Here is a 12863-nt window from a genome sequence, read left to right as displayed (position 1 = left end):
AGCTCCTTGGTCAGACGCAGGGCGGCCACATAGGCGGCCCCCGAGGAGATCCCCATCAAGAGGCCCTCGCGGCGGGCCAGGTATTTGCTGGCCTCGTAGGCCTCCGCGTCGCGGACGGTCTCGACGCGGTCGATGAGCGAGCGGTCGAGGATGTCCGGGACGAAGCCGGGCCCGATGCCCTGGATCTGGTGCACCCGGGGCTTTTTTCCGGAAAGCACCGCCGCCTGTTCGGGCTCGACGGCGACGACGAGGCAGCTCGGATTCTTGGCCTTCAGGACCGAGCCGACGCCGGTCAGGGTGCCGCCGGTGCCGACGCCGACGACGAAGGCGTCGATGCGCTCGGCGGGGATGTCGCGCAGGATTTCCGGGGCCGTGGTCCTGCGGTGGGCCTCGGGGTTGTCCGGGTTGCTGAACTGCCGCGGCAGGAAGCAACCGGGATTGGCGCGGGAGAGTTCTTCAACCTTGGCGATGGCGCCGGGCATCTCGTCCTCGGCCTTGGTCAGGACGATTTCGGCCCCCATCTCGCGCATCAGGTAGCGGCGCTCGACGCTGTAATTTTCGGGCATCACGAGGATCAGCCGGTACTTTTTGACGCTGCAGACTAGAGCGAGTCCGATGCCGGTGTTGCCGCTGGTGGGCTCGATCACCACCGTGCCGGGCTTGAGGCGGCCGCTGCGCTCGGCGGATTCGATCATGTTGAGGCAGATCCGGTCCTTGATCGAGCCGCCGGGGTTGAAACCCTCGAGTTTGGCATAGAGTTCGGCATGGCCCGCGGGCACGGAGGCGCCCAGCTGAATCAGGGGAGTGTTGCCGATTGTCTCCAGGATGGTTTGCATAAAAAAAAAACCTCTTCCGGTATCCGAAGAGGTTTCTGAAACGCTCTTATCTCTTCCCTTGATCCTACCTCAAGGGACGGAAGTAGCACCCGCCTTAACGGGTTGCTGTGGGATCGCAGGGCCGGTTCCCTCCCCCACTCTGGATAAGCGCCCCGCGTCGCCGCGGGGCAAGGATTCAATTGTCAGTCCCTGGGGATTATCTTGGCGCCCCGGGGCTGTCAATACAAAATCCTTGCGAAAGGCCGTAAAATCCGTATCTTAGCATCTGTTAACAAACCAACATATTCCGGCCGGAGTAAATCCGGCCTCCATCGACCGCCCAAAAATCCTTCGGATTTTCGGGGCCCGCCAACCCGCCTGCGGCGGTTTGGCCCTACTACCGGTGGTTTGTTAACAGAATTAGACCTATTGAAGCCTCTTTCCGAAAAACCTCAAAAACGGGTAAATTCGTGCGAAATTCAAGCTCCTTCCGCCTGGTTCTAGCCCTTTTCTCCCTCATTATATGGTTGGCGCCCCTCGCCGGGGCCCATGCGGGTTACTTCGACCCCAAGCTGAAGTGGTACACGCTCAGCACCCCCCACTTCAACATCCATTACCATGAAGGGGAGGAAGAAGTGGCCCGGCGTATGACCGTCATCGCCGAAAAGGTCTACGCCGAGCAAACCCCCAAGTTTAAATGGAAGCCCTGGGGCCGCGTCGAGGTCGTCCTCACCGACACCACCGACATCAGCAACGCCTTCACGAGCACCCTGCCCTACAATTACATCCTGCTCTTCGTCCCGGCCCCGCAGGGCGACTCGACCCTCAACTACTACGAGGATTGGCTCTACGACCTCTTTCTCCACGAGTTCACCCACACCCTGCACCTCGACATGTACGGCGGCCTGGTCAAGCCCTTCCGCTGGGTCCTGGGCCGCATCGTGACGCCCAACGGGCTGACCCCGGGCTGGGTGCGGGAAGGCATCGCGACCCAGCAGGAGTCCCTGACCGGCAAGGGCCGCGTGAACAACAGCTTCTCCGACATGATGCTGCGCACCGACCTGATGAACGACCAGTTTCTCGCCCTCGACCAGATGGCGGGCCTGCAGTTCGACTGGCCCTCCTCCAACGCGGCCTACATCTACGGCGGCAAGTTCTGGGCCTACCTGGCCGATACCTACGGCCAGGACACCGTGGTCGAGTTCTCCAAGCGCTACAGCAACTCGATGTGGCTCTTCTCGCTGAACAACAAGGCGCGCAAGACCTTCGGTGGAAAAAACTTCTTCAAGCTGCACGACGAATGGAAGGCGAGCCTCAAGGAGAAATACGCCAAGCAGCGCCAGGAGGTCGAGGCGAAGGGCTTAAGCTCGCTGAGCGAGGTCCGGCATTACAAGGGCAGCCTGAGCAACCCCACGCTGAGCCCGGACGGACAGATCATCATTTACAGCCAGACCGACGTCCACAACAAGCCCGAGATCCGGCGCATCCGCGTCGACGGCAGCGGCGACGAGCTGATCTCCAAGGGCCGCATCGGGGCCCAGTACAGCTTCTCCCCGGACGGAAAGAAGGTCGTCTACAGCTCGATGGGCACCTACAAGCACTACTACAAGTACTTCGAGCTCTTCGAGCTGGACCTCCAGACCAAAAAGAGCCGCCAGCTGACGACCGGCCAGCGCGCCTTCCACCCCGATTATTCGCCGGACGGCAAAACCCTGGTCTTCGTCCAAAACAAGGTCAACACTACCCGCCTCGCCCTCTACGATTTCGAGACGAAAAAAATTAAGCTCCTGGGCGCCTCCGAGCCCTGGGTGCAGTACAGCAATCCGCGATTCTCGCCCGACGGGAAGACCATCGCGGTCAGCGCCTGGAGAAACGGCAACCGCGACATCTACCTCTACGACCTCGAGGGCAAGATCGTGAAGCAGGTGACCCAGGACACCGCCATCGACTTGAACCCGATCTTCGCCAAGGACGGCGCCGACCTCTTCTTCACCAGCGACCGCACCGGCATCACCAACGTCTGGCGCTACAACCTCGCCTCCGGGCAGAGCGAGCAGGTCACGAACGTCCTGACCGGCGTCTTCCAGCCGCAATTCGCGGGCGGCAAGCTGGTCGTGCAAAACTATTACGGCCGCGGCTACGACCTGAAGGCGATGGATTACCAGCCGCAGCCCATCGCGGTGGCCAAGGCCCCGGCCAAGAAGGGCAAGAAGGGCCGCCGCGCCCGCGCGCCCAAGGCCGCCGCCGTCGAGACCGCGGCGCTGACCGCGCCCGCGCAGGGCGACCTCGCGATCGGGGATCCCCTCGCCCGGCGCGAGCGGGCGGCAAAAACGGCCGCCCCCGAGGCCTCCGCGACGGCCGTCACCGCGCCCGACGCGGCGACCGGCGCGACCGCAGCGGCCCCGGCGGCGACGCCCGGACCGGAGCTGCCCGAATCGGTCTCGGCCGAGTTGGAGAACCTCCAGCCTAAAAAATACAACCCCTTCAAGAAGTTGTTCATCCCGCGCTACATCCAGCCCAACATCCTGTTCGGCGACAGTGTGACGATCACCGCGGACATCGGCAGCTCGGATCCGCTGGGCTGGCACCGCTGGACGGGCGGCATCAACTACCGCACCGACGCCAACTTCTTGGGCGGCCAGTTCAACTATTCCTACAATCGCCTCAAGCCGACCATCTTCGCCGGTTTCTACGATTTCGTCGTCGACTACGGCGACGTCTTCGGCATCAACCAAAGCTTCTTCGAAGAACGGCGCCGCGGCTTCGTCGGCGCCAGCATCGGCACCGGGGAACACCTGCTCGCCGGCTATTATTTCTTCGAGAACCGCTCCGCCGAATCCGCGATCCCGCCGGGGGCCATCCTGCCGCCGACCTTGGGGAATTTCTCCGGCTTCGGGATGCGCTATACCTGGAACCGCGCCGCCTACTACCCGGCCAGCATCAGCCTGGAGGGCGGCCCGCGCCTGCAGATCAACGTCGAAGGCACCGACCAGGCCCTGGGCTCCTCGCCCAATAACGAGCAGCTGATCATCCAGGGCGACCTGCGCGAGTACGTCCCCCTGCCGTTGGACGGTCACGTCTTGGCCTTCCGCCTCGCGGGCGGCATCGCCTTCGGCGACCGGCTCCTGCAGGGTACCTTCCGTCTCGGCAGCGCCTTGGGCGAGGGCACTCTGTCGGCGGTCACGCCCCGCCTCTTTACCTTGCGCGGCCTCCCCCAGATCACCTTCGCGGGCGAGCGGGCCCTGCTGATGAGCGGCGAATACCGCCTGCCGCTCGTCTACCCGCAACGCGGCCTGGGCACGACGCCGATCCACTTGAACAAGCTGTACATGGTGTTCTTCGCGGACTACGGCTCGGTCTTCAACGGCGACATCGACTTCGACAACTTCCTGCTCGGCGTGGGCGCCGAGTTGCGCGGGGACTTCGTCATCGGCTACGGCCTCCCGATCACCGCGCGGCTCGGCTACGGCATCATCGTCTCGGGCCGGCAGTTTATCCAAGGCCTGAAAGACCCGATCACCAACGCATCAATCACCAACGGAACCTTGATCTTGTCGCTGGGCACGTCATTCTAGCGGTTTCAGGACTTCTCTCCGTATCCGTAGGGGCGAACCTTGTGTTCGCCCTCCTACGCGACGGCTGACGCGTATACGAAATTGCGCCTAATGCACGATTCCTTGCCCGGGGGCGAACACAAGGTTCGCCCCAACAAAAAACGGAATATTTAGTTTTGTTTCGTGGAAAAATTTCGGTATTTCTGGGCCGTGCGATTTCCTCGACTTCAACCCGTCCTTCGCCTCGGCGCCGCCGTTTTAGCACTCATTTTCGTCTCCATCGAAACCGCATCCCTCTCCGCCAAACCCAAAGAAAAAAAGCACGCCGAGACCTCCACCCGCACTCTCTCCCAGCTCGTCCTGGGCGGGAAATTCTCGCAGGCCTTGCAGTTCCTCGAGGGCCTCTCGGACAAGAAGGCGAAGGGCCCCTGGCAGCTGCGGCTGAAGTTCATGGCGGCCTACCTGAATCTCAAGGCGAAAAATTATACCAAGGCCATCGACCTCTTCGAGGAAGTCCGCAAGGATTACGCCGTGCTTCGCGACTACGTCGACTACTACCTCGCCGTCGCGCTGCGCGAGTCCGGCAAGACCCAAGAATCGATCCGCCTTTTCTCCGAGCTCTCCGCCCGCGTCCTGCCGCCGCGCCTCTCCCAGGGCGTCGCCCGCGAGCTCAGCCTCGCCTACTGCAAGGCCGGCGACCGCGGCACCGCGATCGACCGGCTCAACGCCCTCATCCAGCACGAGACCTCCGCCGCCCGGACCTACCGGCTGCGCTTCGACCGCGCCCAATGCCTCCTCGACCTTGGCGACAAGGCCGAGGCCTACTTCAAGGCCCGGCGCTACCCGGAGGCCGCGCGCCTGCTGGCCGAGCTGGGCGACCCCAAGGACCGCGGCGACTTGGCCAAGGCCTACGCGCGCAGCGACCAATTCGACGCCGCCATCGCGGTCTACCGCGAGCTGGAGGCCGAGCCCGGCGCCAACCTCGCGGACATCCGCTACAAGATCGCCTTTTTGAAGATGGACCAGGGCAAGCTGGAGGAGGCCAACGCGGCCTTCGGCGAGCTGTTGGAGCGCTACCCCAATCACCCGAAACGGGACGCGATCGAGTGGTTCCTCGCCTGGAATCACTACCGTCTGGGCAAATACGACGTCGCCTACGAGCTCTTCGGCGGCCTGCGGGAAAACGCCGGCAAGGCCAAGACCGCCAAGCGCGCGGCCTACTGGCGGGCCCGGGCCCTCGAAAGGCAGGGGCGCCAGGGCGAGGCCAAGGCCGCCTACGAGGCGATCGCGCGGGAGGACGGTCTCACTTATTACGGTTTCTTAAGCCAAAAACGCCTCGAGAAGGCCTGGGCCCCCGAGGCGGCGCCGCGCCACGGCGCAGTCTCCGACCTCCCCCGATTGAAGGTCCCCGTCCCCTTTTCACTGGCCGGGATCGAAAACCAGGAGGGCCGCGGCGCCGTGCAGCGGCTGCGCGAGCTGCTCTTGGTCGGACTCTGGGAGGATTTTCTGGCCGAGCTGGACTTCGTCGGCAACCGCGAGGGCGTCGGGGAAGAATTCGCGAGGATCCGCTTCGCCGCGGACAACGGCGGCAACGGGGTCGAGGCCAGCGACGAGGGCGACGCGCGCTGGAACACGAAGTACCCCCCGGCCTACGCGACGTTGGTCTCGCTGTTCAGCCAGACCCGAGGCCTGCCCATGCAGCTCGCCTGGGCCATCATGCGCGAGGAGAGCCACTTCCGTCCCTCCGTGGTCAGCTCGGCCCAGGCCATCGGCCTGATGCAGATCATCCCGCCCACCGGCTACGAGATCGCCCGGGCCCTGGGCCGCAGCGGCTTCACGCCGGAAGACCTCTACCGCCCCGTCGTCAACATCGAGTACGGGGTCCAATACCTAACGATGAACCTCCAGCGCTTCGGCGGCAACCTGATCCACACCATCGCCAGCTACAACGCCGGACCCAACGCGGTCGAACGCTGGGCCAAATCGCGCGCCGGCCTCGACTGGGACGAGTTCGTCGAGGAGATCCCCTACGGCGAGACGCAGGACTACGTCCGCAAGGTGCTGCGCTCGCATTACCTCTACGGCCTGCTCTACGGACTTAGCTCTCCCTAAACCGACGGCAGGAAAGGCTTAACCTCGCAAAGCCCGCCGCCGTCTTGAATTCAGGGGCCCCGGCCCTTATGATTAAGTGGCGCTCCCGTCCATGCCCAGGGGGTATGTTCATGAAAAAGTCTGTTTTCATCGCACTGGTGACCGCCCTCAGCCTGAGCCTGGGCGCTTGGGCGGAGGCCCGCACCTACGTAGTTCGGCCCGGCGGGGGTTATTACTCGCGTGGCTACTACCCCCGCGCCTACTACCCGCGCCCTTACTACCGTCCCTACTACTATCCTTACGCTTACTACCCCAGGCCCTACTTCTACGCCGCGCCTGTCTTCGGGCCCTTCGGCTATTACGCGCCCTACTATTATCCGGGGTATTACGGCAGCGGCGTGAACGTGTACTACAACACGCCGGGCTTCAGCATCTCGGTGGGTTCGGGATATTAGGTCCCCTTCAGGGCTAGGGCCGAAAGAAGATATTGCTGACCGAGCGGCGGGCGGCCTCGAAGTGCGTGGTCTCCACGCTCCCCTGCCGGAAACCGGGCTGGTTGAGGTCGAAGCCCTCGTGCTCGAGGGAGAGCAGGGCTTGCTTCAAGTAATATTGGGGATCGGGGACGAATTCTCCGCTCAAATTTTTCGTATAGCGGTTGGCGGCATTGTAGGCGCGCGCGATGGCGTAGACCCGGACCTCCTGAAGGTTCGCTTTTCCTCCGTCCGCGACGTGTTCCATCACGCCCATGCCCTGAAGCTTCTCCCCGCGCGAATTGAGCGCCGGATGGGAAAAGGGCATCAGGTGGAAATCGAGAATCCCCGCATGGCTCTCGCTCAAGGCCTCGGCCGCCTGGAAGACCTTCGCCGCCTGGTCCGCGCGGAAGAACACGCCGACATAGGGGGTCTTCATTCCGGCGGTGTTCAAGGGCGTCACCACCTCGACGGGGATGTCCAGGGTCAGGAAGTGCTGCATCACCGCCTCGAGAGTCTGGGCCTCGGAACCCGGTTTCACCGCGAGCGAGAGCACGGTATTGGGCCCGGCGTCCTTGCCCGCCTCGAAGGCGGAGAAGCTTAAGTTGATGCCGTCGCTCTCCAAGCGAAAGCCCTGTCTCATCTGGGGACGAAAGACCTCCAACAGTTCGAAGGCACGGTCGACGACGTCCTTGGAGTAGCTCGACTCGCCGCTTCCCTCCACAAGCCCCTGGAAGAAGTCGAACAACTCGGTGGCCGACTTCGTGCTTCCGACCAAGCGTTTCGAGGGCGAGGCGACGAGTTGAGGAAAGGCGCGGACCGGCTCCAGAACCGCGCGCAATTCGCTGCGGTCGTTTTTCAACAAGGGCTCCACCCAATGAAGGATTGAGGAGGACCGAAGCGCGGGATGCAGGGCCTGCAAAAACTCCGTCGAGGCGGTCTCGGTGAAATTGGCTCCCGGATAGGCCTCGGCGGCCTTCGGCGCCACGGGCACGACGCGCGGCGGGTTCTCCCAGGCGTTGATCGTTTGGATGCCGTCTCCCTCGGCGCCGCCGGCGGAGCTCGCCTTGGGCGAAGCCGGCGGGGCCTCGTGGCCGCTGGGGGCATCGACGATCCCCTCGCGGACGAATTCCTCTCCCCATCCAGCCATGGGATTGTCGTCCGCGGCGGGAGGATCGGCGGGCGGCTTGGACTCAGGTTTGGGATCAGCGGGCGCCGCCGGCGGGACGGAAGGCGGACGTGAGGCTCGCGGCGACTCGGGACGCTGCACCGTTGGAGGTGGATCCTCGACGTCGCCCAGGGCGCTGCGCGCGAGCAGGTCCGGGCGCACGGGGAAGACGCCGGTTTTTAACTCCACATCGCCCTTCCCTTCCACGGGAGGCGTTCCGGGCAGGGGCGGCGGCGTCATCGGCGGCACCTCGGGAACGGGCGCATCCGGGAGCGGCGGAGGCATGGCGGGGCGGACGCGCTGCGGCGGCCTCGGAGGCGGCGGCCGCTTCGGCGGCACCACCGTCTTGATGTCGTCCTGCCTCAATTCATGGACCGGATCCGACGGCAGGCCGGCGGGACTCATCAAGTCGCTCGCGCTGACCGGCTCGTATTCCGCGTCGGCGTCCTCGGTGCTCCCCGGCTTGGCGGAATCCCGCTCGGGCTTGGTATAGTCAGGCTTGTAGAAGAGCACCGCCAGCCCCACCCCGTCCTTGGAGTCGCCGCCCAGCTCGATGGGGTCGCCGCTTCGCAGCAGGTGCACCGTGCCCGGCTCGATTCGCTTGCCCTTGAAATAGGTGGGATGCGTCTCGCTGAGCGCCCTCAGGTACCACTGCCCCTCGGCGTCGATGAAGATCTCCGCGTGCTCGGCGTCGATCTTTTCTCCGGAAACCTGATGGAAGGCGGTGGTCGCGTTGGCGGGTTTCGAAGATCCGCTCCCCAGGATGTAGCGGGTGGTCTCGCGGTTGCCGCGCAGGACGTAGCTGCCGAAGTTGCTGCGCAGGCCCATCGGGGGCATGTCCGGGTCCAAGTGGGAGAGAAGCTCTTTCGGAAAGACCGAGGCCGGCTTGACGCCTTCGGAGAAGGACCCGGGGCGCTTCAGCCAAGGGATGTCGAAGGTGAATTGGATCCCGCCGTTCTCTCCCGTCATGTGGCCCAGCGAAAAGACCCGTCCCGGTGTCAAGGGCACGCGCTCGTCCGGCCTGAGCTGGCGGTAGCCGTCGATGAAGACGCCCGACTCGCTGTCGGGATGCGGCGAGAGGAACCATTGGTAATCCTCCTCGCCGCTCTTCCTGCCCAGGTAGATTTCCGCGTGGCTGGGATCGATGCGATGTCCTTCCACCTGCACGCCGACCTGGCTTTTTTCTCCGGTCTTGGGATCGCTGCCCAGGACGTAGCGGGTATGCTTCAGGTCGGCGTTGAAGCCGCGCGCACCCGCGATCAGGAGGAAGGGCGGCTCGTTGGCGGGGATCTTGCCCAAGAGCATTCCGGGGAATTGGTCGGGCATGTCGATAGGCATGGGAATCCCAGGCCGAGTGGGTTCGGAATCGAAATCCGGCTCTCCGACCCGTCGGACCCTCGCCTGGGCCACCTCGACGGTGGGGCGGTCGCCCTCCGAGTCGTATTCGGCCTCGGTGGCGGCGGAGGTGGACATCGGGTCGCGGGCCGGCGGCGCCTCGCGGGCCCCCTGCTGCGGGAAGGGCGGCATGACTTCCTTGCGACGCATGATGCCGGTGGGCATTTCATCGGCGGGCGTGTTCGGGTCCAGGGCCTGCCCCGCCTTGTGGATCGGCACCTCGATGCCGCCCGGTCGCGGTCTCGGCAGCTTGCGCGGGCCGGGGGGCGGCGCCGGCTCGACCTTCGGCTTCGAGTGGAGGATGAAATCGAAGATTTGATCGCGCAGGTAAAGCTGATCGCCGTTGCGGAGGAAGACCCAATCCTGACGACCGCGGCCGGGCTGGGAGCCCTCCGAGTCCTTGGTCAGACGCTCGAGCACCCAGCGCTTCTCGCCCGCGGTTCCCGGCCGGGCCACCTCGACCCGCGCCGTGGGATCCAGTTTTTGCAGGACCCAACGTCCCTTGGCATCGACGTAGAGCCGCACGAGGGGCTCATCCTTCGCTTTGAAGTTGTAGATGGACTTCCCGCTGCGCAGCAGAAGGTTCTGACCGCGGGACGATTTCAGAACTCCCACCTCGGCGTTGCTCTCCGCCTTCACGACCGCGTCGGGGAAGAGGACATCCATCGGAAAGACGTCGGCTGGTTTGGGGGCCTCGACGGGCCGCTGCGAAGCCGGAACGGGGGGGCGGACGATGGTGGTAACGCCCGGAGCGGGCTCCAAGAGATTGCCATCGGCCTCCAGGCGGAACTTGAAATGGTCCCCCAATTCGATCAGGGCATTCGGCTTGGCCAAGACGAACTCTCCGGCCTCCAGCCTCTTGCCGTTGACGTAAGTGCCGTAAACGCTGCCGGTGTCGGCAACGAACCAGAAAATGCCGGACTCGTCCCTCAGCAGCATGGTGTGGTACTGGTTGATGTCCGAAAACTTCTCGCCAACGTTGACCAATGCCAGGCCGGCGTCGGGATAGGAAACTCCCTCGGGCGCCGAGGGGGTGCGGCCGATCCAGACGCGGTTCAGGGTCTTGACATCGACGGCCCAGCTGCCGCCCGGGAACTTAAGCTCGAAGCGCTGCACGCCGCTGCCCTTGGGCTTGAGCGTGATCGGCTTGTCGCGCTTGGGCTTCTCCGCGGCCGGGGCCTCGGCGTTGCCTTGCGCCAGATTGGCGGTGCGCACCTTCAGCTCGGCCAGGGTGGCCTGCAGCCGGCCGCCGGTCAGCTTGTTGGCCAGGCTGAATCCGGCCGCGGCCTGCGTGTACATCAGGGCCGCCTCGAACCAGTGCTCGCCCAGGTTGCGCTTGTCGTCGGGATGGATGCCCAGCTTGCGGCCCATCGCGCCGGCCGCGTACATCGCGGTGACGCCGCTGCCGTGATTGACGAGGCTCGAGAGCCGGGTCCCCCATGGGGTGAGAGAGCCCGTCATCAACTGGTCTTCCAAAATGCGGCCCGTCGGGCTGGTGACGAAGCCCATCCCCTCTCCCGCGGTCTTGCCGCCGAACAGGGTGCCCCACTTGCCGTCCGCCATCTGGCGCGTGATGCGCCCGCTGATCCCGTGACCGAAGCGCATCGCCCCGAAGAGCAGCGCGGCGCCGAGTATTTCTTGGGGCGCGTGGGCCCAGGCCTTGGCGGGGTCGTGCACCGCCGACTCGAGGCCGCGGTGGACGGCCGTGAAGGCCCCGGCCTCGAAGCCCAGGCCGCCGACGCTCGCCGCGAAACGCCCGGCCTTGCCGACGGAACGCAGCTTTCCAGCCGTGGCCATCAAGCGAAGGCTGCCCGCCTCGAAGAGCGTCCCAGCGATCGGGGCCGCGCCCATCGCGACCAGCATCTTCCAGTCGGCCACATGCTTGACGAAGCGCGGCGTCAAAATTTCCATCTTAGCGCCGAGCGGCCCCTTGCCCTCGGCGACGGCCAAGATCTGCTCGGCGCCCGCCTTGACGCCCTCGACGCCGCGCAGGCGTTGGGCGATCGCCACCGCGGCGCCGGCGTATTCGAATTGATCGGATAGGTCCGCACGGGCGAAGGCCAAAAACTCTCGGGCGCGCAGAGCCTCGTCGCCTTCCCGGCCGATCGCGTCCAGCTTGGCGATGCGCGGGTCCGCCACGAGGCGATCGCGCAGGGCGGCCTCGGTTCCCTCCAGCTTCAGGGTCTGCAAGACCTCCAGGGCCGAGCGGCTCGGCGTCGCCTTGAGGTGCTCGGCCGCCTTTTGGAACAAACTCTGAATCGCGCCTTCTTCCCGTGCCGCGTCGACGGGGGCCTTGCCCCGAACCCTGCGGTCCCACCAACCCAGACTCGCGTCGTGGCGCCGGCTTAGGGACGAATGCGAAACGGCCGCCATCGCCTCGAGGGCCTCCACGACGCCGGCCGGCGTCGCGGACAGGCCTTGCGTCTCGTCGGCCAGGCGCTTGGCGAGCGGCGAGCGGTAATCCTTCGGCAGGCTCATCGGCGCAATCAGCTTGGGTAGGCCGTTGGCGGCGTCGCGGTCGGCGCCGCTGAGCAGCACCGGCAGCATGCCCTGGATGAATTTTCCGGCCTCCTCCGAGGTCGGAGGCGCCGCCTGCTTGAGGGACTCGACCGCGGCGGCGAGCTCGGCGTTTTCGCCCGCCTCGGGGGCGAGCTCCCAGCTGCGCTTCACTTCCTTGAAGGCCAGGGTCTTGGGATCGAGAAGAAAACGTTCCTTGAACAGGATGCGGCCGTTCGCCGGATCGGCGTCGGAGTCGAAGGCGAAGTTGAAGACGACCTCGAAATTTTCCTCGCCAGGCAGGATCGTGATGAAATTCCGCTTGTCCTTGACCTTGAGGACGAACTCGGGGAGCTGGGGATTTTGCTCGCGCAGGTTTTGGTAAAGCGCGTTGGCGGCCTTGATGTAGCTGGGGTCCTTCGCCAGGACCTCGCGGATCTCGGGGAGGGTCGCGCCGTCCTCGTCGGTGACCGGACGGCCGAAGCTGCGGCCCACGGCTTGGGCGAATTTTTGGACCTTCTCGTCCTCCGCCTTGAGCGGGGCGGCGGCGAGGGCGGCCTTGTATTTTTCGAGCCAGGCCTGCCATTGGCCTTGGCCCTTGCCGTTGTACTCGGCGCTGCGCTGGAAGGATTTCAGCCGCTGCTCGGCGGAATCGAAGAGAAAGGTGTCGCGGAGGTAGATGCGGCCGTCCCCGGCCTCGGAGTTGTCGTCCAGGGGATAGACGAAGGTGACCTCGACGTCGCCGTTGGCCTGGATCTTGGCCTCGGTGCGAGCCTCGGGATCTTTACCCTGGATGTTGAGGGGAATCTGCTCCGGACCCTCCGCGTGCAAGGCGGAGATCTGCTCGAAGAAATCCTTGTTTTTCCTCAACAAA

General features: G+C 65.0%; 5 protein-coding genes and 1 riboswitch. Of the genes, 3 read left to right on the top strand and 2 right to left on the bottom strand.

Features of this window, described 5'->3' with window-relative positions; translation table 11 throughout:
- Window positions 1-836: cysteine synthase A (cysK, locus tag FBR05_05645; GenBank protein MDL1871669.1), on the bottom strand; the 836-nt coding region annotated here is incomplete at its 3' end.
- 43 nt (window positions 837-879) lie between these two features.
- A riboswitch (SAM riboswitch) is annotated at window positions 880-986 on the bottom strand.
- A gap of 299 nt (window positions 987-1285) precedes the next feature.
- Between cysK and FBR05_05640 the strand changes: the two genes are divergently transcribed.
- The 3 genes from FBR05_05640 to FBR05_05630 all read left to right on the top strand — a co-directional run bounded on the left by FBR05_05640 (window position 1286) and on the right by FBR05_05630 (window position 6915).
- Window positions 1286-4390 (top strand): hypothetical protein, encoded by a 3105-nt coding sequence (locus tag FBR05_05640; protein MDL1871668.1) that lies wholly within the window; start codon window positions 1286-1288, stop codon window positions 4388-4390.
- Between the two features lie 189 nt (window positions 4391-4579).
- Complete coding sequence (locus tag FBR05_05635; GenBank protein MDL1871667.1) at window positions 4580-6481, top strand: tetratricopeptide repeat protein; 1902 nt, start codon at window positions 4580-4582, stop codon at window positions 6479-6481.
- 110 nt (window positions 6482-6591) lie between these two features.
- Window positions 6592-6915, top strand: coding sequence for a hypothetical protein (locus tag FBR05_05630; GenBank protein MDL1871666.1), 324 nt, complete (start codon window positions 6592-6594; stop codon window positions 6913-6915).
- Between the two features lie 13 nt (window positions 6916-6928).
- Here the strand turns inward: FBR05_05630 and FBR05_05625 are convergent, their stop codons facing one another.
- The gene (locus FBR05_05625; GenBank protein MDL1871665.1) at window positions 6929-12862 is read right to left on the bottom strand and encodes an FHA domain-containing protein; all 5934 of its coding nucleotides are present in this window, start codon (window positions 12860-12862) and stop codon (window positions 6929-6931) included.
- Window position 12863: the final 1 nt, after the last annotated feature.

The organism is Deltaproteobacteria bacterium PRO3 (assembly GCA_030263375.1).
GTDB lineage: Bacteria > UBA10199 > UBA10199 > DSSB01 > DSSB01 > DSSB01.
The sequence above is the reverse complement of the archived record's forward strand: the minus strand, read 5'-3'. Positions and strand labels throughout refer to the sequence as shown.

Coding starts and splice junctions, on each gene's coding strand:
- FBR05_05630 (MDL1871666.1), top strand. CDS start 6,592: ATGAAAAAGTCTGTTTTCATCGCACTGGTGACCGCCCTCAGCCTGAGC.